26 protein-coding genes and 1 pseudogene are annotated in these 25,824 nt (G+C 47.7%); 5 read left to right on the forward strand and 22 right to left on the reverse strand.

Going from position 1 to position 25,824, the window contains the following annotated elements:
* Positions 1–460: 460 nt before the first annotated feature.
* A complete protein-coding gene (locus tag VV089_RS14045) occupies positions 461–637 on the forward strand; it encodes a hypothetical protein (protein ID WP_172544236.1) in 177 nt (58 codons plus the stop codon).
* Positions 638–721: 84 nt separating this feature from the next.
* Positions 722–2,096: pseudogene (locus VV089_RS14050) on the forward strand (recombinase family protein).
* A gap of 331 nt (positions 2,097–2,427) precedes the next feature.
* Here the strand turns inward: VV089_RS14050 and tnpA are convergent.
* The 8 genes from tnpA to VV089_RS14090 all read right to left on the reverse strand — a co-directional run bounded on the left by tnpA (position 2,428) and on the right by VV089_RS14090 (position 6,830).
* Positions 2,428–2,808 (reverse strand): IS200/IS605 family transposase, encoded by a 381-nt coding sequence (gene tnpA, locus VV089_RS14055; RefSeq protein ID WP_172466796.1) that lies wholly within the window; start codon positions 2,806–2,808, stop codon positions 2,428–2,430.
* A gap of 107 nt (positions 2,809–2,915) precedes the next feature.
* The gene (locus VV089_RS14060; protein ID WP_334336351.1) at positions 2,916–3,119 is read right to left on the reverse strand and encodes a hypothetical protein; all 204 of its coding nucleotides are present in this window, start codon (positions 3,117–3,119) and stop codon (positions 2,916–2,918) included.
* 272 nt (positions 3,120–3,391) lie between these two features.
* Complete coding sequence (locus tag VV089_RS14065; protein ID WP_334336352.1) at positions 3,392–3,571, reverse strand: hypothetical protein; 180 nt, start codon at positions 3,569–3,571, stop codon at positions 3,392–3,394.
* 149 nt (positions 3,572–3,720) lie between these two features.
* On the reverse strand, positions 3,721–4,296 hold the full coding sequence (locus VV089_RS14070) for an Imm26 family immunity protein (protein ID WP_334336353.1): 576 nt from the start codon (positions 4,294–4,296) through the stop codon (positions 3,721–3,723).
* Positions 4,297–4,595: 299 nt separating this feature from the next.
* Complete coding sequence (locus VV089_RS14075; RefSeq protein WP_442891550.1) at positions 4,596–5,039, reverse strand: nucleotidyl transferase AbiEii/AbiGii toxin family protein; 444 nt, start codon at positions 5,037–5,039, stop codon at positions 4,596–4,598.
* On the reverse strand, positions 5,036–5,653 hold the full coding sequence (locus VV089_RS14080; RefSeq protein ID WP_172544240.1) for a DUF6088 family protein: 618 nt from the start codon (positions 5,651–5,653) through the stop codon (positions 5,036–5,038). The genes VV089_RS14075 and VV089_RS14080 overlap by 4 nt, the downstream gene beginning before the upstream one ends.
* 198 nt (positions 5,654–5,851) lie before the next feature.
* Positions 5,852–6,076 (reverse strand): hypothetical protein, encoded by a 225-nt coding sequence (locus VV089_RS14085; RefSeq protein WP_334336354.1) that lies wholly within the window; start codon positions 6,074–6,076, stop codon positions 5,852–5,854.
* A 151-nt stretch (positions 6,077–6,227) separates the two neighbouring features.
* A complete protein-coding gene (locus VV089_RS14090) occupies positions 6,228–6,830 on the reverse strand; it encodes a hypothetical protein (protein WP_172544241.1) in 603 nt (200 codons plus the stop codon).
* Between the two features lie 227 nt (positions 6,831–7,057).
* Between VV089_RS14090 and VV089_RS14095 the strand changes: the two genes are divergently transcribed.
* Positions 7,058–7,876, forward strand: coding sequence for a hypothetical protein (locus VV089_RS14095; RefSeq protein WP_334336355.1), 819 nt, complete (start codon positions 7,058–7,060; stop codon positions 7,874–7,876).
* A gap of 380 nt (positions 7,877–8,256) precedes the next feature.
* Here the strand turns inward: VV089_RS14095 and VV089_RS14100 are convergent, their stop codons facing one another.
* The 4 genes from VV089_RS14100 to VV089_RS14115 all read right to left on the reverse strand — a co-directional run bounded on the left by VV089_RS14100 (position 8,257) and on the right by VV089_RS14115 (position 12,076).
* Positions 8,257–9,420, reverse strand: coding sequence for a galactokinase (locus VV089_RS14100; protein WP_334336356.1), 1,164 nt, complete (start codon positions 9,418–9,420; stop codon positions 8,257–8,259).
* A 175-nt stretch (positions 9,421–9,595) separates the two neighbouring features.
* A complete protein-coding gene (locus VV089_RS14105; RefSeq protein ID WP_172544262.1) occupies positions 9,596–10,318 on the reverse strand; it encodes an amino acid ABC transporter ATP-binding protein in 723 nt (240 codons plus the stop codon).
* Complete coding sequence (locus VV089_RS14110) at positions 10,305–10,970, reverse strand: amino acid ABC transporter permease (protein ID WP_172544277.1); 666 nt, start codon at positions 10,968–10,970, stop codon at positions 10,305–10,307. The genes VV089_RS14105 and VV089_RS14110 overlap by 14 nt, the downstream gene beginning before the upstream one ends.
* A 233-nt stretch (positions 10,971–11,203) precedes the next feature.
* On the reverse strand, positions 11,204–12,076 hold the full coding sequence (locus tag VV089_RS14115; protein WP_172544263.1) for an ABC transporter substrate-binding protein: 873 nt from the start codon (positions 12,074–12,076) through the stop codon (positions 11,204–11,206).
* A 272-nt stretch (positions 12,077–12,348) separates the two neighbouring features.
* On the opposite strand from VV089_RS14115, the gene VV089_RS14120 reads away from it, so the two are divergent.
* The gene (locus VV089_RS14120) at positions 12,349–13,173 is read left to right on the forward strand and encodes an undecaprenyl-diphosphate phosphatase (RefSeq protein WP_172544264.1); all 825 of its coding nucleotides are present in this window, start codon (positions 12,349–12,351) and stop codon (positions 13,171–13,173) included.
* Between the two features lie 117 nt (positions 13,174–13,290).
* On the opposite strand, the gene VV089_RS14125 is transcribed toward VV089_RS14120, so the two are convergent.
* The 8 genes from VV089_RS14125 to melA form a co-directional block, all read right to left on the reverse strand.
* Positions 13,291–14,694, reverse strand: a complete 1,404-nt coding sequence (locus VV089_RS14125) for an MATE family efflux transporter (protein ID WP_334336357.1) — start codon at positions 14,692–14,694, stop codon at positions 13,291–13,293.
* 8 nt (positions 14,695–14,702) lie between these two features.
* Complete coding sequence (locus VV089_RS14130) at positions 14,703–15,671, reverse strand: N-acetylglucosamine kinase (protein WP_334336358.1); 969 nt, start codon at positions 15,669–15,671, stop codon at positions 14,703–14,705.
* The gene (locus tag VV089_RS14135; RefSeq protein ID WP_334336359.1) at positions 15,664–16,731 is read right to left on the reverse strand and encodes an amidohydrolase family protein; all 1,068 of its coding nucleotides are present in this window, start codon (positions 16,729–16,731) and stop codon (positions 15,664–15,666) included. The genes VV089_RS14130 and VV089_RS14135 overlap by 8 nt, the downstream gene beginning before the upstream one ends.
* Entirely contained in the window at positions 16,731–17,807 is a 1,077-nt protein-coding gene (locus VV089_RS14140) for an ABC transporter ATP-binding protein (protein WP_172544268.1), read from the reverse strand. The genes VV089_RS14135 and VV089_RS14140 overlap by 1 nt, the downstream gene beginning before the upstream one ends.
* 72 nt (positions 17,808–17,879) lie before the next feature.
* Positions 17,880–18,716 carry a carbohydrate ABC transporter permease gene (locus VV089_RS14145; protein WP_334336360.1) on the reverse strand — a complete coding sequence of 279 codons (837 nt, stop codon included), beginning with the start codon at positions 18,714–18,716 and terminating at the stop codon, positions 17,880–17,882.
* An 11-nt stretch (positions 18,717–18,727) separates the two neighbouring features.
* Positions 18,728–19,603, reverse strand: a complete 876-nt coding sequence (locus VV089_RS14150) for a carbohydrate ABC transporter permease (RefSeq protein WP_334336361.1) — start codon at positions 19,601–19,603, stop codon at positions 18,728–18,730.
* A 61-nt stretch (positions 19,604–19,664) separates the two neighbouring features.
* Entirely contained in the window at positions 19,665–20,969 is a 1,305-nt protein-coding gene (locus VV089_RS14155; protein ID WP_334336362.1) for an ABC transporter substrate-binding protein, read from the reverse strand.
* Positions 20,953–22,308: an alpha-galactosidase gene (gene melA, locus VV089_RS14160; protein WP_172544272.1), complete on the reverse strand. Its 1,356-nt coding sequence runs from the start codon at positions 22,306–22,308 to the stop codon at positions 20,953–20,955. The genes VV089_RS14155 and melA overlap by 17 nt, the downstream gene beginning before the upstream one ends.
* Positions 22,309–22,551: 243 nt before the next feature.
* On the opposite strand from melA, the gene VV089_RS14165 reads away from it, so the two are divergent.
* Positions 22,552–23,544: a LacI family DNA-binding transcriptional regulator gene (locus tag VV089_RS14165; RefSeq protein ID WP_334336363.1), complete on the forward strand. Its 993-nt coding sequence runs from the start codon at positions 22,552–22,554 to the stop codon at positions 23,542–23,544.
* Positions 23,545–23,649: 105 nt separating this feature from the next.
* On the opposite strand, the gene VV089_RS14170 is transcribed toward VV089_RS14165, so the two are convergent.
* Positions 23,650–24,933, reverse strand: coding sequence for an aminotransferase class I/II-fold pyridoxal phosphate-dependent enzyme (locus tag VV089_RS14170; RefSeq protein WP_334336364.1), 1,284 nt, complete (start codon positions 24,931–24,933; stop codon positions 23,650–23,652).
* A gap of 223 nt (positions 24,934–25,156) precedes the next feature.
* Positions 25,157–25,738: an HD domain-containing protein gene (locus tag VV089_RS14175; RefSeq protein WP_442891601.1), complete on the reverse strand. Its 582-nt coding sequence runs from the start codon at positions 25,736–25,738 to the stop codon at positions 25,157–25,159.
* Positions 25,739–25,824 lie beyond the last annotated feature (86 nt).

The following is a 25,824-nucleotide window of genomic DNA, read 5'->3' on the forward strand; positions in this document are numbered from 1 at the left end:
GCGGTACTTTTCACAGTGCCGCCCCCTTTTCATGCCCGGCGTCCCCGGCTGGGTAGGCTGGCTGATATGAAAAGAATTTTGAAAAATTCCCGCCGACCAGTCCGAAAATCATCCAGAAATGTCCCGGTTAGTAAGAGGAGGTTTTTCAAAAAAATATGTGCTTGCCGTCTCCATTTGCTTTGCTTTTCTGGTGGTATATGAGGGGGCAACGCTGGGGCCGGAAACAACCGGGGCATATTTTCTGAATAATTCCCATCAAGTCACCCCTCTTTTCCGTCCGCTTTTCTGGTGGTATATGAGAGGGCAACACCGGGGCCGGAAATGGCCGGGACGCATTTCCTACATAATCCCCATGAAGTTTGGGACATTTTGTCCCAAAGTAGGGGCAGGCCAAAGGGCGACACTGTAAAAGGTGCCGCCCTTTTCTGCTGTCAAAAATTTTTGAAATGGGAGGGAGTTCATGCAAGCACAGCCAAAGTATCAAAGCGAAGTCACAACCGTTGTTATGGGAGAGCGGACAATCACCATCAAAAATCTCACCCCTATTCTCCCCCCAACAGAACGGGAAAAACGCAAACGCGAGGTAGAGCAAAAGCTGTTTGACGTGTTCAGTAAGTACGCCGGACAGCGCGTGTAACCCATCGACATCCTTGTGATATGGGGCCGCCCGAGGTATAATATAATTGTAGGTTGGCTCCCGTTTAACGGAAGGGAGCTAATTATGGATAGTAGAATAGATGCAATTTATGGGCGGCAGTCGATTGACAAAAAGGACAGCATCAGCATTGAAAGTCAATTTGAATTTTGCCGTTACGAGCTAAAAGGCGGTGAGGCGAAAGAATACAAGGACAAAGGGTACTCCGGCAAAAACATTGAACGGCCCGATTTCCAGCGGCTTTTGAAAGACATCAGAACCGGGCTTATCCGGCGGGTGATTGTCTACCGTCTGGACAGGATCAGCCGCTCCATCGTGGATTTCGCAAAGCTGATGGAGCTGTTCAAGCAGTTCAAGGTGGAATTTGTTTCCTGCACCGAAAAATTTGATACGTCAACCCCGATGGGCCGGGCGATGCTCAATATCTGCATCGTGTTCGCCCAACTGGAACGGGAAAGCATCCAGATGCGCGTAACGGACGCCTTTTACTCCCGGTGTGCCAAGGGCTACTATATGCGGGGCCGCGCTCCATACTGTTTTGATACGGAGCCCATCGTGATGGGCGGTATCAAAACAAAACGGCTGATTGAAACCGCCGAGATGGAATATGCCGAATTGATGTATGAAATGTACGCGGAGCCCGAAACCTCCTACGGCGATATTACCCGGTATTTCACCGAGAATGAAATTCAAGTGTACGGGAAAACGCTGAAACGGGGATTTGTGGCGCAGCTCCTGCGGAACCCGGTTTACGTCCAGGCCGACATGGATATTTACGAACACTTCAAGGCACAGGGCGCGAAAATCGAAAGCCCCCCGGAATTGTTCACGGGCGATTATAGCTGTTACTTATACCAGGGCCGAGAGGGGGAGGAAAACATTCTGGTGATTGCGCCCCACAAGGGCCGTATCCCCTCGGCGCTCTGGCTGAACGTCCAGCACAAGCTATCCCAAAACACCACGTTCCAGAATGGCCGAAAATGCCACAATACGTGGCTGGCCGGGGCCCGGAACACTGACACGGCATGAACTGGAAAAATCGGTGTATGATGAAATGGTAAAAAAGATGTGGGAATTTCAGACGCTGAGGGGCGGCAAGGCGGAGGGGTATAATCCAAAGCTGACCGCCGCCCGCGCCAAACTTACCAAAATCGAAAGCGAGATTGAAAAGCTGATTGATACGCTGACCGGGGCAAACCCTCTCTTGTTGCAGTACGCCAACAGCCGGATTGAAGAATTGGACACGGAGCGGCAAAAGCAATTAAAGCTGGTGGCCGACCTCACCGCTAATTCTGTTTCAAGTTCTCAGATTGATAGTATAACGGGCTATCTCCAAAATTGGGATGAGGTTAGTTTTGACGACAAACGGCGCGTTGTGGATACGCTGATTTCTAAAATCGAGGCCACCAGCACCGAGCGCGTGATACACTGGAAAATCTAAAAATTTTTACTTCGCATTATACCATTGTCAAAGACGTTTTAACTTTTTGCGTAACAACATCAATTAATCTTATAGGAAAATACTGTATACCATTTATTCCCCTTTTATTAAACTCTTCCATAACTCTAATATGAACAATAGGCCATCTCTTTATATTCAACAAATAAGTTAGCAACCCCCATTTCAAATGGGGGTTTAGATTTTACCCCTCCGGGGATTATTACTGGTTCCGCCAGAGGTGGGATTTCGCAGTACCATTATTTCTGGTTGCCCTCCTATGTAGGGCTCACTACTTTCTTCCGTCCTCTAGTTTATCATTCTCTTCTTGTTCCTAAATGTATCTGCGTACTGTCTCTTCATTCACATTTCCCACTGTTGAAACGTAATATCCTCTTGCCCAGAAATGTCTATCCCCATATTTACTTCGATACTCTGGGTGTCTGTCAAACAACATCAGTGTACTTTTACCTTTTAGGTATGACATAAATTCCGAAACACACATTTTGGGCGGTATCGCCACATACATGTGAATATGATCCACACATACTTTCCCATCGATTAACTGTACCTGTTTCATCTCACATAGTTTCTTAATAATTTCCACTATGTCTCTTTTTGTTTCTCCATACATAATTTTTCTACGATATTTTGGAATAAACACTATATGATACGTGCAATTCCAACGAGTATGTTGTATACTTTGATTATCCATTTTGGATACCTCCTATGTTTTGATATGGCCTGCGAAACCAATATCATTGTAACATAGGAGGATTTTTTTACTCTAGGTAACGCTACGGCTTTGCCTCGGCCCCCATTTCAAATGGGGGATATAGATACGATTTCATTATTAATCAAATATGGAGCTAAAATAATATTATCGAAAGAACCTTTTTTCATATCAGAGTACTCAATTTCATCCATATTGGTAGTTTCTGCATAAATTGTGTTAGTTCCATTTTTAATAGATTCATCAATTCTATTCATATCGAATGATAATTTATAAAACATTCTATTACTCATTTAACCCCTTCCAAATAATCTGAATATAACATATCAAGATTTTCTCGGATAACACTTTTAGCTTCAGTTTCATATAAGTCTAAGAAAACATCCTTGTTTCCATTTACTTTATTATCATATTTGATCTCTATGATAATGATGGTTGCTTTGATTCTTCTAGATTGCTTCATTTCCTAATCCCAGATGTCAGCTGCTTTCTTCCTTATCCCTTCCTTCAGTCATCATTTCAAGCAAACTCCAATCTATAGTAACTATTCTTTGATCCATATCCTCTATAATTTTATATTGGGCTTCATCCATCTCATAATAATTGCCCCAATATTTTTTTGCATCTTCTTCACTATATAAAAATGGCAATCATATTTTCCGACCATAATTGCATGTGCTATTGATGCAACAATACATCTTCTATAAAGGCTATTATAATCTAAAAATCCAAATATTTTATTCATAAGCTCTATCTCCTGTTTTGATTCTGCTTTTTTCTTAAAGCCAGCCACAATATAACACCAATATGAAATAACACAAAAGGCATTTCCTTAATAACAGACAGTGTTAAAAAATATATATTCTACTGTTCATCTTGCAATCAACCAAAAATTCACAAAATTCCTGCTATAATTAATTCGCGGTTAATTTTCCTTGCAATTCCCGATATTGTTGCCACACCATATGTTCCCAGCAACTGGGGTTCAAATTTAATTTCATTTCCATATTCATCAAAATATTTTCCCTTGCCAATACTATAAAATCCATAATCTATCGTATTACTTATTTTATCAATATGAGCAATATTATAAAAATAACCTCTTGACCAATATTCCTTTCCTACTATCTTTGGCGGAAGCAGCAATTCTAATTTTTTTAGATCTTCATACAGAATATTGTTCAGCTCTACACTTTCTTTAAAGATTAATATTACCAGAAGCTCCTCACCGTTTATATTGTTTATATGATTATTGATAACAATACCATATAGTATAATGTCATCTTTCGGATTTATCTCAAAAATATCACCTATTTGCGGGTATGCCCTTTTTCTTTTTATCACTTGCAGTTGGTAATCTTTTAGCTCCTTTTTTTCCAACTCATCTAATTTTTCTTTAATTCTATCAGGCTGTTGCGCATATCTTTGTTTCCACCGATTAGCAATAACATTATCATTTATATTTTTCATATTTCTTTTTATCCCTTTAATTGTATCTTGATAGTATTTATTATTTTTCATATATAGGTTTATTTATATTATGACTGGATATCGAATATGGATATCCGTTTTCTAAAGGTATCTTGTCCATCCAGACAGGTATCTGTCAGATAGCCATTTTCCCGCTGCCATCCTGGAAATGGAACGACGAGGAGCAATCATTTCATCCTTATCAATTAAGTACTATTAGAAATCAAATACTACTCCAATCCGTAAAATTTAATGCCTTTCCAATATGTTAATTTCTTTTTCTAATTCTCCAACTGCTGTCATAACTGTCGCCTTTCTGCTTCATCTATGTAGATATCAGCCTCCTGCCTAAGTTCCTGAGACAACTCCTCCCTAACTACTGGGCAGAAAGTTTCTTTCAGAAAGACTTCTGCACGTACATTAGCCTCTTTGTTGAAAGTATCCTGTTTTGTATTAGATCGTTTCTCCCACGGCTCATCTTTCTCATACCCCAAGACACGCCAATCTAGGATTAGATCAATATCTTCTGAAAATCGGTTAATCAGATTATATGCTTTGGATAGACTGGTGCCGCCCTTAAACGTGACGGAATCTTTCCAAGGTGAACGATGGAATAGATAATCCAACGTAAAGCACACCCAGAAATCCTTTTCTACAATAGCATCATTCAACCTCATCTTGTCCGCCGTGTTACGGAACAAAATTCGCTTATCGTTATCTGATAAACGTGCAACATTTTTCATTTGCCCTGCATCTCCCCAGCAATCTGCCGTATTATATTGTAGACCCAGTCCGTGGACTGTGCCGCCTCTTTTAACATAGCAGCTTTATCTCCGTCATCCAAACGAGCTTTCAGCATCTGAACAGTTCTGGAAGTAACATTTGTTTTCCCCAGTGTTTTCAGTGCCTGGATTACAAGAATTGTCATGTAGGAAAGTCCCGTAATCTCTTTATTGGTTCGATGTTTAAATTCCAGCTTTATAGAATTCCATTCATAAGTTTTATATGGTCCGTCACTGATATAAGACCACACTGCTGTTACCTGCGTGGAAAGTCCCAATAAGTTTAGAGCCGTACTACCACATGGAGCAATCGTCCAGTGATAGCTTCGTGCCAATGCTTTTGCCACGGCATCCGGATCTGCTGCTACATATTCTTTCAGCATCTCGCTATATTCCGGTTTTTCATAAACACCTTTCAGAATTCGTCTAAGTGTACCAGACTGTACAAGACGGTTCAAGTTCCGCCTTATGGTTTCTGTATCTGCAATATCTGCAAAATCAGAATTGACAAAAATACTTCCTTCTGCTGCTGTTCTAATTCGTTCCTGAATTTTCCTGGAATATCCATTTATCATTTTACACACCACCTTATGTCCCAAATATTATATATTATTCGGGACATTTTTTCAATATACTGCAAGGAACTTGCTTGTAAGTTTTTACGCAATGAACTTTATGCAAATATTCTAAAGTTTCACCGTCTTTAGGGAAAGATATACATTTTATTTCAAATACGGTATTCAAGATGAATTTAAGTATAAGACTTGTTGCTTCTATTTGGCAGAAAATACATTTTTCCATTCAAATTCATACTTCTCCAAGTTTTTAATATACACAAAAGGACATCCACCTAAATAAAAGATGAAATGTCCTTTCGTATGTTGCTTTGCTTCAAAATGCGATGCAGTTCTTTGATGATATCCTCGGTACTTAGCCAGTGCAGTTTTCGTCAGACCCTTTTCATTCAGCTTTTGCAGCAAACCGGAATATAAAATCATAGTGTTTACCCTCTTTCTTTACTTATTATATCTGAAAAACCCCAAAAATAAAGTTTTCTTTGTGAAAAAGTAAAGGAAATGGCAGTCAAACACTCTGTAAAATATTATGCTTGAATGACAAGGGAAAAAAGCAAATTTATTGTAATAATATCTATTTTACATTTATCATCATTTCTATAACTTTTTCATATATAGGTTTATTTATATCAATCCCTTCTTCATTAACCCCCTGATACCAATCATAAATATCAACAAACAAAACTTTACTCCAATTTTCCAGCAAAAAGTCTATAGATTTTGCTATAACCAAACCATTCAAATTAATTCCAACATCAAATACATCATGTTCAAAAAAGACAATCATACCATTTCTTTTATCATAACAAAAAGCATCACCATTAGGAAATTTAAATATTGGATACCAATTTTTTAAATCATTTATCACTTTTTCCTGGCCTTCAATTAAATCATCCTCCATACTATCTGTAATTTCACATATTGCTTCATGCTCTTTTAATAACTCCTCATAAGGAACAAAATTTATAAAACCCTGCAATTTTTGAATGCTGTTCTTCCAATAAATCAAAAATTCTTTATAAGTATTGTAAATGCGTTTTGTTTCATCAGATATACCAAATTCAAAAAACTCAAATGTATAATTCATTTTACATTCTGTAACATTACTCTTTATAACTTCTATATTACCATCTTTATTGCTAAGTTTATTTCTTAACTCCATAAAATAATCAACCATAATACCTCCGCTATGAAGTGCTTCTTGTTCTCCGGATTCGATGCTGCCTTTACATTAAGCGGCTTTTACAACATAACACCAATAGTATAGTACATTTTAAGGCTAATGGCTATCCGTCTGTTTATCATGCATAAAATTGCTTTAAATCATACATTTTCAGACTTCCGATTTTAAAAAAATATGCTATAATAGAATCATTCCAATAAAATCAAGCAGAGGTAACTTTTATGGTAAGTGCAATTTCCGGTATAAATTCTTACTACAGCGTTTACCGGCCTGCCCGTGCCGCAGGCTTAGCGGCAGAACAGGCAGGCCAGACACAGCAGATCCAGAATTCCAAAACAGCTCTAACGCTGCACCGGGGCGCCGACCCGGAAACTCCCATTCAGCCTATCCGCCCCGTTGTCCCGGTCAATCCGGACACAGCGGCCCCTGTTATATCTTTCGCCGCTCCCTCCGCACAGACAGAGAGCTACGCCGCAGAGCAGGCCGCCCGGTTCCGAATCCAATATGCAGACCCCGGTGCGCAGGCTGCCTCCGGCCCTGTTTCCGGCAATCCGGCTTCCCAGACCTTGCCAAGCTCCGGTATTCCTGCCGGCACCGGCTATGATCCGGCGGAAATGGCCGTCCGGATGCGGATCCAGTACCTGAACCCCACAGCGGACCCGGAAGCTCCCGGCCAGGCAGCAGGCGTAGACAGCGCCCAGAAGGCCACGGAAAACGGACGCTGTGAAACCTGTGAGAAGCGCAAGTACCAGGACGGCTCCGACGACCCCAGCGTTTCCTTCCAGACGCCCACCCGGATCGATCCGGACAGCGCCGCCTCCGCCGTCCGCGGCCATGAGATGGAGCATGTATTCCACGAGCAGGCCAAGGCCGAGAAGGAGGATCGTAAAGTGGTAAGCCAGAGCGTTACGCTGCATACAGGCATCTGTCCCGAATGCGGCAAGACCTACGTATCCGGCGGCACCACGCGTACTGTCACAAAAGCAGAGAACGAGCCGGAAGCCATAGAACTCAACGCTGCTGAAAAGAAGGATAAATAAGAACGATAAGAAAGCCGTCCGGCATTTCTGATATCCATGTGTGCAAACCCTGCAGACAGGAATCCAGAGAGACCGGACGGTTTTTCAATGTGGCAAATCTGTGGTAAAACGCAAAAAAGAAAGGCCCCTGCTCTTCGCAGAAGCCTTGATGTTCGAGGGAGTGGGGGCCTCCTCTCGGAGACCCCCGAGTGTTATGAATGAAATACTGATATGTGTTCTTGCTACATTCTTAATATAACAAAGAATTGTGACCAATCTATGTCCAGCTTCTAAAAAAAGAATAAAGTAAATTAAGAAATTCTTACGAAAGCCGAAAGAAACTCAAAACCACTTTGGAAGCCTGATTTCACAGCTCATTCATCCCTCTGGACGCACCATTCCTATAGCACGCCGGCCCCCTGTCCGATGTCCACCACATAAAAATCCGCCTTAATTCCCGTGCGCTTCTCATAAGCAGACCCCACAGTCTCAATAAACGTATCCACCTGGTCATTCTCCACAATGCTGACCGTACAGCCGCCAAAGCCGCCGCCCGTCATGCGGGATCCCAGCACACCGGGAACCTTCCATGCTTCTTCCGCCAGAATGTCCATCTCCGGACAGGATACCTCATAATCATCCCGAAGAGACACATGAGATGCATTCATCAATTTTCCAAAGGCCGCAATATCATTCTCCTTCAAAGCCTTCACTGCGTCCAATGTCCTCTGATTCTCGTACACCGCATGCTTTGCCCGTCTCTGCTCTACCGGATCCGCAACCGCACCCTTGACAGCCTCAAAGCCCTCAATGTCCAGATCCCCCAGAGTCTCAATCGAAACCACGCTCTGAAGCTGCTTCAGAGCCGACTCACACTGCTGGCGGCGCACATTATACTCAGACCCTACCAGACTGTGCTTTACATTGCTGTTGGCGATGACGATCCGGGCATGCTCCAGCTTCACCGACGCATACTCATAGGACAGATCCGCCGTATTCAGGAAAATGGCACAGTCCTTCTTCCCCATAGCGCTGGCAAACTGATCCATAATACCGCAGTTCATACCGTTAAAATTATTCTCGGAGTACTGTCCAATCTGCGCGATCTCCACCTGGCTCACCTCAAAGCCAAATAAATCACGCAGAATCACGCCCATCAGCACCTCCAGGGACGCAGAGGAGGAAAGCCCCGATCCATTGGGAATATCCCCTGAAATCACAATATCCATACCGGAAGGAACGTGATACCCCTTCTCACCAAAGGCCCAAACCACGCCCTTCGGATAATTCGTCCAGCCTGCCTCGTCCTTACACACCAGATCGTCAAGGCTGGTCTCCACCACGCCGACATCCTCAAAGTTCATGGAGTAAAACCGCAGCACGCTGTCCTCGCGCTTTCTGGCCGCCGCATATGTACCCATAGTCAGCGCACAGGGAAATACATGGCCGCCGTTGTAGTCTGTATGCTCGCCAATCAGATTCACCCGTCCTGGTGCAAAATACGTGCGGATATCACCCTCTCCTCCGAACAATTCCGCGAATTTCTTTACCACCTGTTCCTTCATCAAAAAACCTCCCGCTCTCCTAAAATTTTCTGCTCACATCGTTTTTATGCCTCCCACCTGCCATAACCCGTCCTATGGAAAGGCAACCGAGCATCTACATTTTAGTATAATAAAAAAAAGAGCGCCTGTCCACACAGACGCCCATAATAATTAAAAATTATAAACTTTACACCCATTACAAAATCTTTGATAAAAAGTCCTTAAGCCTTAGATCCCTTGGATTCTCAAAGAACTCACGGGGCGTATTTTCCTCCTTGATCACCCCTTCATCCATAAAGATCACCCGGGTTCCCACCTCTCTGGCAAAGCCCATCTCATGGGTGACAACCACCATAGTCATGCCGTCCCTGGCAAGCTGCTTCATCAGCTCAAGAACCTCTCCCACCATCTCCGGGTCAAGGGCCGAGGTAGGCTCGTCAAACAGCATTACCTTGGGCTTCATGGCAAGAGAGCGCACAATGGCGATCCGCTGCTTCTGGCCGCCGGAAAGCTGAATGGGATACACATCCGCCTTATCCTCCAGATTGACCAGCTTAAGAAGGCGCATGGCCTCTTCCTCCGCCTCCGCCTTTGACATCAGCTTCAGCTGAACGGGCGCCAGCATAATATTCTTCTTCACAGTCAGATTGGCGAACAGGTTAAAGTGCTGGAACACCATCCCCATATGGCGGCGCACCTTATTGATATCCACAGAGGGAGCGGTGATCTCCTCCCCGTCAAAGGTAATGCTCCCCCCGTCAGGCTGCTCCAGAAGGTTCAGACAGCGGAGAAAGGTAGACTTTCCGGAACCGGAGGGGCCCACAATCACGACCTTCTCTCCCGGCTCAATATGGGCGTCAATATGGGAAATCACCTGGTTGTCCCCAAAGCTTTTCGATAAATCCTTAACGTATATCACTCTGTCTCAACCTCCTCTCCATCCTGCCCAGCAGCCAGCTCAAAAGCATAACCAGGGCCAGATAAATGACTGCAATGGCAATAAAGGGCACAAAAGCCTGATACGTATTGGCCTGGACAATCATAGCGCCCTTGGTCAGATCCTTAAGGCCGATTACCGTCACAATGGACGTCTCCTTCAAAAGAGTAATCAGCTCATTTCCCAGGGCCGGAAGTACATTTTTAAACGCCTGGGGGATAATCACAAAGCGCATCGTGCTCACATAATTAAGCCCAAGAGAGCGTCCGGCCTCCATCTGTCCCTTGTCAATGGACATAATTCCCGATCGCACAATCTCGGCCACATAAGCGCCGGAGTTGATTCCAAAGGAAATCACGGCACAGCGGATCAGATTGCCGTCCGTAGCCCTTGCTCCGGCCCAGATTACAAACCACATAATCAGAAGCTGAACCATCATGGGCGTTCCGCGGATTACCGTCAGATAAACTTTGCAGAGCCCATTCAGGAGCCGCAGTACGATCCCCCGTTTTTTCACCGGCTGCTGATCGTGGGCGGAGCGGATAATCGCCACCAGCACACCCAGAATGACGCCAAGCACCAGGGCAAGCACCGTCACCAGCAGAGTGATCCGGATGCCCTTGACAAAATACATATAATTGTCCTTCAAAATAAAGGTCTGATAAAACCCCTTTTGCAAATTTTCCAACCAAGCTTCCACGCTCTTTGTTGTCCCCCTCTCCGTATCTCACTGTCCGGCGTTTTACCGGAATGATGCCAAAAGAGGATGTCCCCATCTGAGACATCCTCTGATGTTCGTTTTCTTATGATAATTCTTGATAGCTTTACGGCCCTGCCGGATAGACTGCCCGGCAGATACTGGCGGTTCTATTCTGCCTTAATGTACTTATCCAGAATCTCCTGAATGGAACCGTCTGCAATGAGCTCCTTCAAAGCAGCATTAAGCGCATTCATCAGACCCTCATTGTCCTTGGAAATGGCTGCTGCATAGTCCTCAATCACATACTCGGTATCCAGAATCTTAAGTCCCTCATTGGCCTCTACAAAGCTGATGGCCGGCTGCTGATCGATTACTACACAGTCCACGCTGCCGGAAACAAGGTTCTGAACGGCTGTTGCGCCGTTTGCATAAGCTACAACGTTCTCCTCGCCGTAATCATCAGAACAGTAGCTGTGTCCCGTTGTTCCTTCCTGTACACCGATAAGCTTGCCCTCCAGATCGTCTACAGACGCAATCTCGGAACCCTCTTTCACGATAATCACCTGTACGCCGGTTGCATAAGAATCGGTAAAGTTTACATTCTCCAGTCTCTCCTCTGTCACGGTCATGCCTGCCAGGCCGATATCAATCTTGCCTGCCTGAACAGAGGTTACAATCGCCGTAAAGTCCATATCCTGGATTTCCAGGGTCAGTCCCAGCTTCTCAGCCAGAAGCTGCGCGATCTCTGCGTCGATTCCCACAATCACGTCTCCGTCGTAGAACTCATAAGGCGGAAATGTTGCGTTGGTTCCCATTGTCAGAACGCCCTCTGTTACAGTGGTGAACTCACCGGACGCCTCGCTGCCGGATGCCTCTGCATCTTCTGCAGGCTCTTGCGCGTCATCCTCTGCCGGAGTTTCCGCCTCCGCAGGCGCCTCTGTCTCTGCCGGAGCTTCCGCCGGCTCTTCTGCCTTTGATCCGCAGGCTGCCAGTGAAGCACACATTGCGCCTGCCAATAATACTGCGATTAATTTTTTCATGTTCTTTCCTCCCAAACTTAATAATAAGTTATTTATGAAAGCATCCGCCTTCATAGCTTAGGCCATAAATATTCCATACTTATTACAGCCTATCCAACATTTTAGCATTATTTTTGAAAAAAACAAGAGAAAAAATGAATAAATTTGAAGATTTCATGCATAAATTTTCGTTTTATTATACAGATCGGATATCCGGTCTTATTCGTTGACTTTATATTCGTGTGTGGTATACTGATACGGATGATCAAAAAAGAAACAACAGGAGGTTGAAAATGGATCTTTTAGAATGGCTGAAAGTGCTTCTTCTGGGAGTTGTGGAGGGCATCACCGAATGGCTTCCCATCAGCAGCACCGGACATATGATTTTAATTGAGGAATTGGTACATCTAAACGTAAGCGAGAACTTTATGGAAATGTTCCGGGTAGTCATCCAGCTGGGAGCCATCCTGGCCGTAGTGGTGCTCTACTTCGGAAAGCTCTGGCCCTTCACCACTCCCAAGAACGGATGGATCAAGAAGGAAACCTGGTCTCTGTGGTTTAAGGTGCTGGCCGCCGTTCTCCCGGCTGCCATAATCGGCATCCCCTTTGACGACAAGATCGACGCCATGTTCTACAACTACCAGACCGTGGCCGTTACGCTGATTGTCTATGGTGTTCTCTTTATTGTAATCGAGAACCGCAACCGGGGCAGAAAGCCCCTGGTCCGGAATTTCAAGCAGCTAAGCTTCTCCATGGCCTTCTTTATCGGCGCCTTCCAGGTGCTGGCCCTGATTCCCGGAACCTCTCGCTCCGGCGCCACCATTTTGGGAGCCATGCTTCTGGGCCTTGCCCGTCCTGTAGCGGCGGAATTCAGCTTTTTCCTGGGAATCCCCGTTATGTTCGGGGCCAGCCTGTTGAAGCTTGTAAAGTTCGGCTTTGCCTTCACGGGAACGGAGATCGGTATTCTGGCCGCCGGCATGGCCACGGCCTTTGTAATTTCCATTCTTGCCATACGCTTTCTCATGGGATACATCCGCAAGAATGATTTCAAGGCCTTCGGCTACTACCGGATTGTTCTCGGTATCCTGGTGCTTGCTTATTTCCTGCTGCTCGGGTAACAGCAGGAAAGCCATCACAGCAGACTGCCCTTACAAAACGGGACTGCCGGAAAATGCGACATCCAAAACAGATGATGTCCGATTTCCCGGCAGTCCCGTTTTTTGAACTTTCCCTGTCTATGTCTGCGGATCGGAAACAATGTTCTGCAGCCAGACGCCTTTTCTCACCATAACAAATCCCAAAAGGCATTTCGCCCACTCCCCCACCCCTACAAACGCATAAATCAAATGTGCGTCCAGGCCGGTATAACGGCTCAGCACAAAGGCCAGCGGAACGCTGATTCCCCAGATACACACACAGTCATAGATGAAAGTGATCCACGTCTTCCCTCCGGCCTGCAGGGTAAAATAGGTTGTATTAAGAAATGCATTCTGAGGAAGGAAAGCTGCCTGGACAGCAATAAAACCGGCCGCCGCTGCACGCACTTCCGCATCCGTCCTGTAAATCTGCGGAAACAGAGGGGCAATCGCCAGCATCACCAGGGCAATCCCGAAGCTTGAAAGCACGACAAAGGCAATCATTTTGTTATCCGTATCCCGTGCCTCTCTCATTTTCCCGGCTCCCAGCAGCTGGCCTACAATAATCGCAACCGACTCCCCCATAGCCTGGAAGGACACATTAAAGAGATCATGGATGGTATTGGCGATATTCAGCCCGGCCACGATCGTCAGCCCTCTCAGCGAATAACACTGAGCCACTACAGCCGTTCCTCCGGACCAGAGCCCTTCATTGATAAGCAGCGGAATCCCCTTCACAAAATACTTTTCTACCAGCACTGCCGGTACTCTTAAAGTCCGGTAAATACCCACAATATAAGGATTCTCTTCCCTGTGCCGGTGAGTCCAGACTGCCACTGCACAAAGCTCCACATACCGGGACAGCACCGTAGCAATAGCCGCCCCCCTGGCTCCCAGGCAGGGAAAGCCCATCCTTCCAAAAATAAGCAGATAATTCAGAGCCAGGTTTACCAGCACGGCCGTCATGCCCGCGCGCATAGGCACCTTTGTCTCCCCGCACGCTCTTAACGTACTCGCATACACCTGCAGCAGCACAAAGGGCGGCAGGCCAAGCAGGATAATCCGCAGATAATCCACCCCGCAGTCAAAGGCCAGCCGGAGATTTCCCCCATTGGAGCTTCCGTTCAGATAAAGCTCTATCAGCTTATCCCCCCATAGAAAAAAAATAAGGAAGGCAGCCAGGGTCACCGAAAGCCCCAGCCAGATCTTATACCGGAAGGTATGGCGGATACCTTCATTGTCCTTCAGCCCAAAATACTGGGCCGTAAACATGCCCACCCCTGCCAGGCCCCCGAAAATGCACAGATTATACACGAACAGCAGCTGATTTACAATGGAGACCCCCGACATCTGTTCCGTGCCAAGCTGCCCCACCATAATGTTATCCAGAAGGCCCACAAAATTGGTAATTCCGTTCTGAATCATAATGGGCACTGCAATTCCCAGCATCTGTACATAAAATGCCCGGCTCCCGATAAATTTGTCCTTAAATCTTTGTATCATAAGCTTTCTTATACACCGCACTGTCCAAGGTTCGCAAGCCGCTCCTCATTAAGCTCCTCTCCCGCCGCCTTAAGAGCCAGCACAATGCCTCCTGCCGCCGGCGAAAGCCGGGGATTCAGAATCCGATGGGGAATATCCGAAAGAGCTTTGTCAAAAGCAGGGCGCAGATATTCCATAGCCTTAAAAACCCCTCCCGAATATGAGATATTTAAAGGATCATCAAAGTTTCCCCGTACATAAATACTCCGCACAATCAGCGAAAGTTCATAACCCGCCTCTGCAAAAATTTCCCGGGCACAGGCATCCCCCCGTTTTGCCAGCTCATAAGCGTGTACGGACAGCGCAGCAATCTTCTCCCGCCGTCCCTCCCATTCCCCAATGACCAAATCAAGGACTGCCTCGCTGTTTTTGAGCCGAAACGTCTCTATCAGATAAGAATAAAGCCCGGTTTTTGCCTCCCGTCCATCCGCCTGCTTGGTAAAATGCTGAATCAGACGGCACCCGATCCAGTAGCCGCTTCCCTCATCTCCCCCAAAGAGATGGTGCCAGCCGCCGCTTCGCACCTGTACCCCGTCTCTGCCGCAGCCCAGGCCGATTGAGCCTGTGCCTGCTATGACATGGATGCCCTGTTTAAGAAGCAGAGAACCGGCCATGGCATTTTCCGTGTCATTCCCCAAAGTGAGAGGAAGCCCCGGAAACAATTCTTCCGCCTGCCTAATCAGCCCCGGCATATCCTCCGGGATATCCCCGAACCCGGCTATGGCAATGAAGCCCGACCGGAGCTCTTCCCTTTTTATCCCGGCCTGGCCGCAGACACGCTCCACGCCGTCTTTTAAAATATCCATAACGCATTTCACGCCGTTGACCATATAATTTGCCGGCCCCAGTACGCAATACGCTTTTTTCTCTCCTCTCTCGCCGCAGAGCAGGAAAGCCGTTTTTGTCCCCCCACAGTCAACGCTTAAATAATTACCCATAAAATTCCTCCTCGAAAGTCTCCTCATCCAGGTGAAGCAGCCTGCAGGCATTTTTGTAATACACCTTTTTTAAAACCTCATCCTCCAGAAAGAGGCCATAGATGGCCCAGCGCCCCTGTTCCGGAATTTCCCCCTCCGGCTCATAGGGAAAATATTCGTCTTCCGTCTCCAGACAGCGGTAATAGATCGGATGGGCCCCCAGGGTTACGGGCGTAGAATCTGTGCCGAACAGAATTCTGTCTTGAAATGCAGTGAAAAAACGCCTGGCGCTGTAAGGCACCCGTCCCAGCTCCGCAAGCCGCGCCGCAATGTCTACATAGAGATTGGGATACTTTGAAAGCTGTTCTCCAACCCAGCCCAGATTCTCTGCATAGCTGCCCACATGGGCAATGACAAAGATGGTATCCGGATGGCTGCGCACGGTATTCTCCTGCATTTCCAGCAATGTCTCAAATCTTGGGAACCTGCTCTCATCTGAAAACTCCCAGTCCGGATTGGCGTCCAATTCTTCGTACCGCTCATTTTTTTCATCCTTAGGCTTAAAAAACGCCGCCGGATCCCCAATGTGCATCAGCACAGGAATCCCAAGCTCCGCCGCCGTATCATAGACTGCATCCAGCCGGGGATCGTCGGTGCGGACAGGCTGCCCCTTTGAGTCCTTCCGGTACAGGGTCAGATCCTTCCACATTTTAATTCCGCAGCATCCTTTTTTATGGCATTCCAGTATCTGCCCCCGGACTTTGGAAGAGAAATCCGGCTCTTCAAAATCTTCCAGATCTACCCACATAAAGTTGAGAAAGGTCTCCTCCCGGCCTGCAAGCTTCTGGTTCATCTCATCTAAGTCCCTCCCATAGAGGCCGTCCAGATTTACCGCCTTCACAACACCGTATTTTAAAAGCTCACGGGCATACTCCTCTGTGTCATACACGGATGCATAATTCTCCCCCAGAAGCATCTTTCCGCAGTGGGTGTGAAAATCAATTACCGGAAAACGGGGACGGGGGCAGTCTGTCACCGGAACCACTGCCTCGCTTACCGGATGAAATCTTTTTAATTCCATCAGAAAATCCTCTCCTCCGTTTTTTTGTCAAATACATGGCATTTATTCATGTCAAATCCTATCCGGAGCTTCTCTTCCCCTCGGCCGAAGGCATTCAGCGAAGTACGCAGAGTACAATCTGCTCCTCCGATATTGCCGTACAATACATATTCATGGCCCAGCATTTCCTTTACTTCCACCTGGTAATCAAAAGTTTCCCCGGCCGTTTCCAGGTGAATATCCTCCGGCCTTACACCCAGCACAAGTTCCGTATTTGCATGCTTTTCCAATACCTCCTGCTGTTCCTTTTGAAGGGAAACCCTTACTCCGTTCTCCATCACAAAAGCGTCCTTCTCATACCGCCCCTCAAAGAAATTGATCTGAGGGCTTCCCAGAAAGCCTGCCACGAAGAGATTGGCCGGATTCTCATAGATCTCCTCCGGCGTCCCCACCTGCTGCACATAGCCGTTATTCATCACTACAATGCGGTCTGCCATGGTCATGGCCTCCGTCTGATCATGGGTCACATAGATGGTTGTGGCTCCGATACTCTTATGAAGGCGGATCAGCTCTGTGCGCATCTGTACGCGCAGCTTTGCATCCAGGTTGGAAAGGGGTTCATCCATCAAAAATACCTTGGCGTCCCGGACAATGGCCCGGCCCAGAGCCACACGCTGCCGCTGTCCGCCGGAAAGAGCCTTGGGCTTCCGATCCAGATACGCCTCAATCCCCAGAACAGCCGCCGCTTCACGAACCTTTTTGTCAATGGTTTCTTTATCCACCTTCTTGTTCTCCAGGGAAAAGGAGAGATTCTGGTACACGCTCATATGAGGATACAATGCATAATTCTGGAATACCATGGCAATATTCCGGTTCTTTGCCTCCACCCGGTTTACAAGCTCCTGGTCAATCCACAGTTCCCCGGAGGTAATGTCCTCCAGACCGGCAATCATGCGCAGGGTTGTGGTCTTTCCGCAGCCGCTGGGCCCCACAAACACGATAAACTCTTTGTCCTTGATATCCAGATTAAAGTCAAAAACTGCCTGAACACCGTTTTCATATATTTTATTAATATTGTTTAATTTTACTGTCGCCATATGTCCTCCCGATTATCACTGCTGTCCCCTTCCCGGGACAGCGGACTCCTATCATTCCAAATCTGCCGCCTGCTACTTCATTCCCGTCATGGAAATTCCCTTGATAAACTGCTTCTGGAATACAATAAATACCACAGACGCCGGAATCATAATCAGCGAGGCCGCAGCCATGGTTGCTGACAGATCCGACAAATGCTGTGTGGAGAAATAAGACATTGCCAGAGGCAGGGTCATATTCTTCGCACTGTTCAAGTAAATCAGCGGTGTCTGATAGTCATTCCAGATTCCCAGAAACGTAAAGATCGTAAGGCTCCCCAGGGCCGGACGGATTCCCGGAAGTACAATCCGGTAGTAAATTTTAAAGTCCGACGCATTGTCCAGCATGGCACTCTCAAACAATTCCTTGGGCAGATCGTCGATAAACTGCTTGCACAGGAATATTCCGAAGGCATTGATAAAGGTGGGAAAAATCAAAGAAATGATCTTATCGTACCACCCCAGCCTGGAGATTAGCAGGAAGTTCGGAATCATCATAGCTGCCGTAGGCATCATCATGGTCAGCAGAATCAATGTGAAAATAAATTTGTTCAATTTGAATTTATACTTGGAAAGCACAAAGCCGATGATTGAACTGGTAAATAAAATCACCAGCGTATCCACAATTGTTACCAGCAGAGAATTGCGCATCCAGGAAAAGAAAGGCGACTTGGTCAGCACCTTCACATAGCCGGAAACAGTAAACTGCTTTGGCAGCATATTTGTGGGCTCCATAAGGATTTCCTTCGTGGATTTGAAGGAATTGGACAGCATCCAGAAATAAGGAGCCAGGAAAACCACTGCTGCAAGGAGCAGGCACGCAAAGGCAATCATGCGAATTTTGAGATTTTTTTTATCTTTGATGAATTTCATATCCGGCCCTCCTAGTATTCCCAGTCTACATTGTGCTTCTTCTGCTCAATGAAGGACAGAATGATAATGATAATAAACAGTACCATGGACACTGCAGACGCATAGCCCATATCCTTATACTCAAAAGCAGTCTTATAAATATAGCGCGACAGCACCAGGCCGGAATTCTGGGGTCCGTCTTTCAGTATCAGAACGGAAAACTGCGCAAACATCTGGAAATGGGAGATCAGCGTCTGCACAATCACGAACTGAAAGCTTCTTCCTAGAAGCGGCAGCGTCACCTTCCGGAACTTGCGCCACTCTCCTGCGCCATCCAGATCCGCCGCCTCATACACATAGGCCGGAATGCCGTCTATGCCTGCGGAAAACAGGACAATATTATAGCCCACATCTACCCAGATGGTATAAATAATCAGGGAAATCATAATCACCTTCGGATCCCCCAGCCAGTTTACCGAGGGCAGCCCTATGCGGTTGAGCATCATGTTAAGAAAGCCCGTGGCCGTAGGAAAGATGGAGCGTGAGAAAACCACGGAGGTTGCCACCATAGGCGCAATACAGGGCAGGAAAAACACCATGCGGAAAAAGCTTCTCACCTTATTGGACTTAAAGTAACTGATAAGCTGCGCTGTCAGAAGGGACAGGGCTATATTCAGAAAAACCGCCGCCAGCACGAATACCAGCGTATTTTTCATAGCCAGCCGGAAGTCTGCGTCCAAAAAGAGCTTTTTGAAGTTTCCAAGCCCGATAAAGGTATTGTCTGAACTCAGAGGATTATAATTAAAAAAGGACACCGTCAGTCCGATTCCAATCGGCACTATAATGAAAACCAGGATATGCAGCATCGCCGGCAGCATAACCGCCCAAACAAATTTTTTATTCTTCATACTCGGCCCTCAATCACGGCCGGGGGAGGAGGATTTTTCCTTTCCACCGGCCCTGCTTTCACTATTCCAGAATTGCATTCAGCTTGGTATTGAGATCTTCTACCGCTTCGTCAACAGAAGCATAATCACCGGAGCAGTATCCCACAAAGGTGTCGTTTACCGTCTCTTTCAAGCGGTCTGTATTAAAGGTTCCGATAAACTGCGCCTGATCCAGTATGTCCACAAGCACCTTTGTGTAGGGCATTGCCTCCTGGTACTCTGCGCTTTCCGCCAGGCTGCGCTTGGAGGGAATCTGGGTGCAGCGGATATTGAGATCCAGCATCACCTCGTCCTCATACAGATACTCAATAAACTTCATGGCTGCCTCCTGCTCCTTACAGCTTGCGCTGACTGCCAAAGACCAGCCGGTCTCGGAAGCAAAGCCCTGCTTCTCCCCATACCAGGGCATGGCTGCATAGTCAAAATCCTTCCCAAGCTCCATGCCGAAGGACTCTATTCCCTCTGAAATAGTCCAGGGGCCCCGGGGCACCATCATGCACCTGCCGGCAAAAAGCTGCTGATAGCCCTCCAGATCTCCGCCGCCTGTAAGGCCTTCCAGATCCGTCACCTTATCCTCTGTCACCATGGCTGCCAGCTCATCGAAGGCCTTCTTAGCCTCCTTCGTTGTCACGTCAAACCTTCCGTCCTCTGTCAGATAGTTGGAACCCTGCTGTAGAATCAGAGAGAGGAAATAATAGGGCACGGAATCCCAGTTCACAAAGTCAAAGCCCTTAACCTGAAATACATTTCCGTCATAGACGGTTCCTGCCACAGCCGCACTTTTCAGTTCCTCCCAGGTTGTGGGAACCTCAAGCTCGTTGGCCTCAAGCAGTCCCAGGTTCACCAGCATGGCGCCGTTTTCAATATTGAACTCCAAAGGCACGCCATAGAGCTTTCCTTCATTCATCAAGGCTCCATAGGTGGGCGCATAGGTTTCCTCTTGAATCCGGGCTGCGAAATCATCCGGCATGGCCAGAAGTGTATTGTGAGGGGTAAAGTCCAGGGCCCAGCCGCCCCACATCTCATAAATATCAGCGCCTCCCTCCCCGTCAATCAGAGAGGTCTGTACCTTTGCCTCAAACTCGTCATAGGGGAACAGCTCAAGCTGAATATGGATTCCTTCATTTTCCGCCTCAAAGGCCGCAATGGCATCTGTGTAGGCCGCATTCCAGGGCTCATTCTGATGGGCCCACATGGTCAGCGTAACCTCCCCTCCTCCTCCGGAAGCGGTCCCCTGCCCGGGATCTGCCTCCTTGCCGGAACCGGAGCAGGCTGTGAGAGAAATTGTCAGTACCACGCACAACAACAAACTAACGATCTTTTTCATGTATTGCCTCCATTTCTATCTTTAAAGATTTAAAGTAACCGAGGTATTCTGCATTCTTATCCAGCATTTCCTGTACCATCTTTTGTATCTCGTCCATGCTGCACACTGCGCTGGTTAAGGGATCAAAGAGCACCGCCTGGAATACCAGGTTGGCGTCTCCCTTGATGGCCGCCTGTACAGCCAGATCCTCGATTAAGGCCGAGTTATTCACAAGTACTGCCAGATGCTCCGGAAGGGTGATCTGCCGGATGGGAGCGATGCCCTGTTCTGTAGCTACCACCGGAACCTCCACGCACACGCCCTGCTTTATATTGGTGATATAATTGTGGTTCTTCAGATTACCGTTGAAGAAATAGGGCGTATGATCTCCGAAAAGGGCGTTGAAGATGTTGGATGCATACTCCTCTCCCCGGTTCAAGTCCACCTCTGCGTTATCCAGCCAGTCCTGATACTCCTTTTCCCAGGTATCCTCCCGGCCCAGATATTCGTCCAATATGTAGGCATAGGCTCCGGGATTCCAGCCTGTGCCGTGGGAGCAGTATTTTTCAATCAGCTCCGGGCGCTTCCGAAACCATGCCACATACTCCGAATTGTGCCCCGAGGACTCTGTATTAAAATATCCAAGCTTCCGGAACATCTCAATCCGAATGGGCTCCTCGGCGGCGACCTCCTCCCTCTCAATGGCTTTGTAAAGATCCGGGTAGGCGTCCTTTCCGTCTGCCTTCAGCTCCAGGTAAAAGGCCTGGTGATTGATGCCGGCGCAGGTATACTGAAACTTTTTGTCCTTGGCTCCCAGCCACTCTGCCAGCATAGCCGCAGTTCCCTGTACGCTGTGGCACAGCCCGGTAATGTTCATGTCAGACATGGACTGCAGATAGCTTACCAGCATAGCCATGGGATTGGTGTAATTCAGCACAACCGCATTGGGGCAGACCTCTTCACAGTCCCTTATAATGTCAAGGAGCACCGGGGCCGTCCGAAGAAAGCGGAAAATTCCCGAAGGCCCTCTCGTATCGCCTACGCAGATGTCCACGCCGTACTTCTTCGGAATCTCAATGTCATGGCGCCATACCTCCACACCGCCCTGTAAAATGGTAATCAGCACTCCGTCCGCATTTTTAAGCGCCTCCCTGCGGTCCATTGTGCTTTTTACCACAGCCGGATAATGCCCTGCGTCCACAATTTTCTGTACGCCCTTTACCGCATACCCAAGACGCTTCGGATCAATATCCATCAGCATAAGCTCGGCGTCCCGGAAAGCTTCAAAGGTCAGAATGTCCCGTACCAGATCCTTTGTAAAGTCCAGGGACCCTGCTCCAATAAATGTAAATTTGTTCATGTTGTCGCCTCCGTTTAGTAAACATTTTCATTTTGTTTATCATTGCTTCTTCATAATAACACGGTTTTGTTTCATTGAAAAGCCCTATTTTCCAATTTTATTTGCATTTTTTAGTTAAATATTGTATATTATTATGATATTTGTTTACTAAACAGCAGGAACATTCCGTTGCTTTTACATAAAAACAGCTTTACATTGGATCAGTTTTATATTATAATGTTTACTAAACAAAGGAGGTCAGTTATGTCCACAATCCGAGAAGTCGCAAAAGAAGCACAAGTTTCCATTACCACCGTATCGCGCATCCTCTCCAACGATCCTTCCTTCCACGCCAGCGAGGAAACGCGCAGACGGGTGATGGAGGCTGTCCGCGCCTTGAACTACCAGTACGCAGCCAAGCGCAGCCAGATTCACATCGGCTGCATCATGTCCCTGACCTACAGCTATTCCGATCCCTATTTCAACGATATCCTCAACGGCATTCAGTCCTTCTGCTCCGGGCACAATGCTTATATCTCTCTCATCGTAAGCTATGCCCAGTTTCACGAAATGAAGGACGGTCTGGAAAAGCAGCTTTCCGAGCTGGACGGCCTGATCATTACCGATCTGCCGGAGGGGCGGCTTGATTTTATCAACCGCATTAATAAGAAGCTGGTATTCGTCGACAACTACATCAACGGCTGCTGCAATGTAGGCTACAACGAGATTTTTGCCAATCAGCTGGTGATGGATCATCTCATCGCCTGCGGCTACCGCAAGATCGCCTATATCGGGGGCCCTTCTGATTACCAGGAATTCGACGCCTCTCCCCGTATGATGGTATACCGGGAAACCCTGCGCAAAAACGGCATTCCCTTTGATCCGGATATCATCTGCGACTGCAGCTGGGATCACCAGCTCTGCGCCCGGCAGACCCGGGAGCTTCTGGCCCGCCGTCCGGATACGGAGGTTATTTTTGCCGGTTCCGATTCTCTGGCCATCGTGATTCTGGCCCAGCTAAACCAGCTGGGACTTCGCTGCCCGGAGGACATCGGCGTGGCAGGCTTTAACGACATCGACCTGGCCAGCAGCTTTTCCCCTCCCCTCACTACCCTCCGCCTGCCTTCCATAGAGATGGGGAAGGTGGCGGCCCGGGTCCTCATTGAACAGATCACAACCAACACTTCCCAGAACCTGCAGATCCTTCTGCCCGTGGAGCTGAAAATACGCAGCTCCACACGGAAGCTGCGAGGCTGACAGGGATTTATCTGCTTGCGCAGGCACGGCGCCTGGCTCATTGCCCACAGAAATAAAACAGGGCTGTCCTATTTCCGACAGCCCTTTCTTTTTCTTTTATATATTTTATTCTTCCAGAAGCTTCTCCACACTGGCAAGCTTTACACAGAGCACAAACAAATCTGCTGCCACTGCCAGCTCCTCCTTGGTGGGGAAGGAGGGCGCAATACGGATATTGCTGTCCTTGGGATCCTTTCCGTAGGGATAGGTAGCTCCCGCTCCGGTCATCACCACGCCGGCTTCCCTGCACTTGGCAACGACAGCCTTTGCACAGCCCTCCATGGCGTCAAAGGAAATGAAATAACCGCCTCTTGGCCGGATCCAGCTTCCAATCCCAAGACCGCCGAGCTCTCTCTCCAGCGTGTCAAGAACCGCCTCGAACTTGGGACGCATAATGTCCGCATGCTTGCGCATATGAGCATGAATCCCGTCAATATCCTTAAAGAAGCGCACATGGCGAAGCTGATTCACCTTGTCATGGCCGATGGTCTGAATCATAAGCTGCTTCTTAATATCCTTCAGATTGTTCGGGGACGTGGCAATGCAGGCCACGCCGGATCCCGGAAAGCTGATCTTGGAAGTGGAGCAGAATTTGTAGACAATGTCCGGATTGCCCGCCTTCTCGCACTCGTCCAGAATCTCCAGCAGAAAATCCTGCTGATCCTCGTATAAATGATGCACACAGTAGGCATTGTCCCAGAAAATGCGGAAATCCTCCGCCGCAGGCTTTAGAGCCGCAAAACGGCGCACCGTCTCGTCAGAATACGTAATGCCCTGGGGATTGGAGTACTTAGGCACGCACCAGATCCCCTTGACAGCCGGATCGCTGCTCACAAGCTCCTCCACCAGATCCATATCCGGGCCCTGGTCTGTCATGGGAACATTGATCATCTCGATTCCGAAATATTCCGTAATGGAAAAGTGGCGGTCATAGCCGGGAACCGGGCATAAGAACTTCACCTTATCCAGCTTTCCCCAGGGAGTATGTCCCATTATGCCGTGGGTCACTGCCCTGGCTACGGTGTCATACATCACATTCAGGCTGGAATTGCCGTAGATAATCATTTTGTCCGGAGATACCTCAGACATCTGTCCTAAAAGCTCCTTGGCCTCCTTCACGCCGTCCAGCACACCGTAATTCCGGCAGTCCACGCCCTCCGAATCCTTCAGATCTGCGCTGCTGTTCAGAACATCCATCATTTCCATAGAAAGATCCAGCTGTTCCGCACTCGGTTTTCCCCTGGACATATCCAGATGCAGATTCTTTGCCTGGGCCTCCCGGTACTTTTTATCCAACTCCGCTTTTAAGCTTAAAAGCTCCTCTCTGCTCAATTCCTGGTAAGGTTTCATTGTGCTCCTCCTGTTTTACTTCCGCAATATCCCTGCTGCCCGGCTTTGGTTCCTGTTCACTCCGCCCCCAGTAACACGCTTTGCGATGCATGTGAACAGCAACCGGCTCTGCGCAGCAATGATGCTTCATTTTCCGTCAATTATATTTCCTGTAGCAGATTATCCTTTTTTTGCGGATTTGTCAAGCCGTTTTTCTTATTCTGCCTGCCTTCAAAGGGAAAACTCAAAGAGAAACATCCCCGAACACAACCTCCACCAGATGGTTGTACTCCTGCCAGGTGGGATGCTCTTTAAGCTCCCTTAGCGCTCTGGCAATGGAACGGTACATCCAGCCATGCATGCTCTTATCCTTTACATTAAACCGTTCCCACACAGCATCCCCAATGATGCACACATCCCGGTGAATGGCCCGAAGATTGGAAAGCTTGTCCGCCAGGGCCAGCATCTTTGCATCCGTATCCGCCTCTGTCTCCAGAAAGGTAATCGTCTCCTGCTTGCGGATCTTCCAGGTAAGAGCCGCCGGAAAGTTCCTGCGCTTATTCTCGCTTTCCCCTATGACCAGCTCCGTGATCCTCCGTCCGAAACGGGCAAGCAGATCATCCTCCGTAGCCGCCGTGTCCTCCAGAACATCGTGCAGAACCGCTGCCGCAATTACCTCCTCATCGTCCGTCATGGCGGACACAATGGCCGCCGCCTCAATGGGATGGACAATGTAAGGTACGTTCGTCCCCTTCCTGGTCATTCCCGAATGAGCCTTTGTAGCAAAAATAATTGCCGAATCAAATAGTGTCAATGCCTTCTCCATACGCTTCCCCTCCAATGGGTTCCAGGCCCCCGGCTCTGCTCCCCCATAAGCAGAACCGGACGCCATACTTTTCGCAGCAGCCCCGA

The sequence above is a fragment of the Candidatus Merdisoma sp. JLR.KK011 genome (assembly GCF_036941125.1).
GTDB lineage: Bacteria > Bacillota > Clostridia > Lachnospirales > Lachnospiraceae > Laedolimicola.

What these genes read in the sequence shown, in the direction of transcription:
- VV089_RS14125 (WP_334336357.1), bottom strand. Translation starts at nt 14,694, where the DNA reads ATGATACAAAGATTTAAGGACAAATTTATCGGGAGCCGGGCATTTTAT.
- VV089_RS14065 (WP_334336352.1), bottom strand. Translation starts at nt 3,571, where the DNA reads ATGAATAAAATATTTGGATTTTTAGATTATAATAGCCTTTATAGAAGA.
- VV089_RS14165 (WP_334336363.1), top strand. Translation starts at nt 22,552, where the DNA reads ATGTCCACAATCCGAGAAGTCGCAAAAGAAGCACAAGTTTCCATTACC.
- VV089_RS14095 (WP_334336355.1), top strand. Translation starts at nt 7,058, where the DNA reads ATGGTAAGTGCAATTTCCGGTATAAATTCTTACTACAGCGTTTACCGG.
- VV089_RS14085 (WP_334336354.1), bottom strand. Translation starts at nt 6,076, where the DNA reads ATGATTTTATATTCCGGTTTGCTGCAAAAGCTGAATGAAAAGGGTCTG.
- VV089_RS14150 (WP_334336361.1), bottom strand. Translation starts at nt 19,603, where the DNA reads ATGAAGAATAAAAAATTTGTTTGGGCGGTTATGCTGCCGGCGATGCTG.
- VV089_RS14135 (WP_334336359.1), bottom strand. Translation starts at nt 16,731, where the DNA reads ATGGAATTAAAAAGATTTCATCCGGTAAGCGAGGCAGTGGTTCCGGTG.
- VV089_RS14070 (WP_334336353.1), bottom strand. Translation starts at nt 4,296, where the DNA reads ATGAAAAATATAAATGATAATGTTATTGCTAATCGGTGGAAACAAAGA.
- melA (WP_172544272.1), bottom strand. Translation starts at nt 22,308, where the DNA reads ATGAACAAATTTACATTTATTGGAGCAGGGTCCCTGGACTTTACAAAG.
- VV089_RS14045 (WP_172544236.1), top strand. Translation starts at nt 461, where the DNA reads ATGCAAGCACAGCCAAAGTATCAAAGCGAAGTCACAACCGTTGTTATG.
- VV089_RS14155 (WP_334336362.1), bottom strand. Translation starts at nt 20,969, where the DNA reads ATGAAAAAGATCGTTAGTTTGTTGTTGTGCGTGGTACTGACAATTTCT.
- VV089_RS14120 (WP_172544264.1), top strand. Translation starts at nt 12,349, where the DNA reads ATGGATCTTTTAGAATGGCTGAAAGTGCTTCTTCTGGGAGTTGTGGAG.
- VV089_RS14170 (WP_334336364.1), bottom strand. Translation starts at nt 24,933, where the DNA reads ATGAAACCTTACCAGGAATTGAGCAGAGAGGAGCTTTTAAGCTTAAAA.
- VV089_RS14090 (WP_172544241.1), bottom strand. Translation starts at nt 6,830, where the DNA reads ATGGTTGATTATTTTATGGAGTTAAGAAATAAACTTAGCAATAAAGAT.
- VV089_RS14140 (WP_172544268.1), bottom strand. Translation starts at nt 17,807, where the DNA reads ATGGCGACAGTAAAATTAAACAATATTAATAAAATATATGAAAACGGT.
- VV089_RS14110 (WP_172544277.1), bottom strand. Translation starts at nt 10,970, where the DNA reads ATGTATTTTGTCAAGGGCATCCGGATCACTCTGCTGGTGACGGTGCTT.
- VV089_RS14130 (WP_334336358.1), bottom strand. Translation starts at nt 15,671, where the DNA reads ATGGGTAATTATTTAAGCGTTGACTGTGGGGGGACAAAAACGGCTTTC.
- VV089_RS14075 (WP_442891550.1), bottom strand. Translation starts at nt 5,039, where the DNA reads ATGAAAAATGTTGCACGTTTATCAGATAACGATAAGCGAATTTTGTTC.
- VV089_RS14100 (WP_334336356.1), bottom strand. Translation starts at nt 9,420, where the DNA reads ATGAAGGAACAGGTGGTAAAGAAATTCGCGGAATTGTTCGGAGGAGAG.
- tnpA (WP_172466796.1), bottom strand. Translation starts at nt 2,808, where the DNA reads ATGGATAATCAAAGTATACAACATACTCGTTGGAATTGCACGTATCAT.
- VV089_RS14060 (WP_334336351.1), bottom strand. Translation starts at nt 3,119, where the DNA reads ATGAGTAATAGAATGTTTTATAAATTATCATTCGATATGAATAGAATT.
- VV089_RS14080 (WP_172544240.1), bottom strand. Translation starts at nt 5,653, where the DNA reads ATGATAAATGGATATTCCAGGAAAATTCAGGAACGAATTAGAACAGCA.
- VV089_RS14175 (WP_442891601.1), bottom strand. Translation starts at nt 25,738, where the DNA reads ATGGAGAAGGCATTGACACTATTTGATTCGGCAATTATTTTTGCTACA.
- VV089_RS14115 (WP_172544263.1), bottom strand. Translation starts at nt 12,076, where the DNA reads ATGAAAAAATTAATCGCAGTATTATTGGCAGGCGCAATGTGTGCTTCA.
- VV089_RS14145 (WP_334336360.1), bottom strand. Translation starts at nt 18,716, where the DNA reads ATGAAATTCATCAAAGATAAAAAAAATCTCAAAATTCGCATGATTGCC.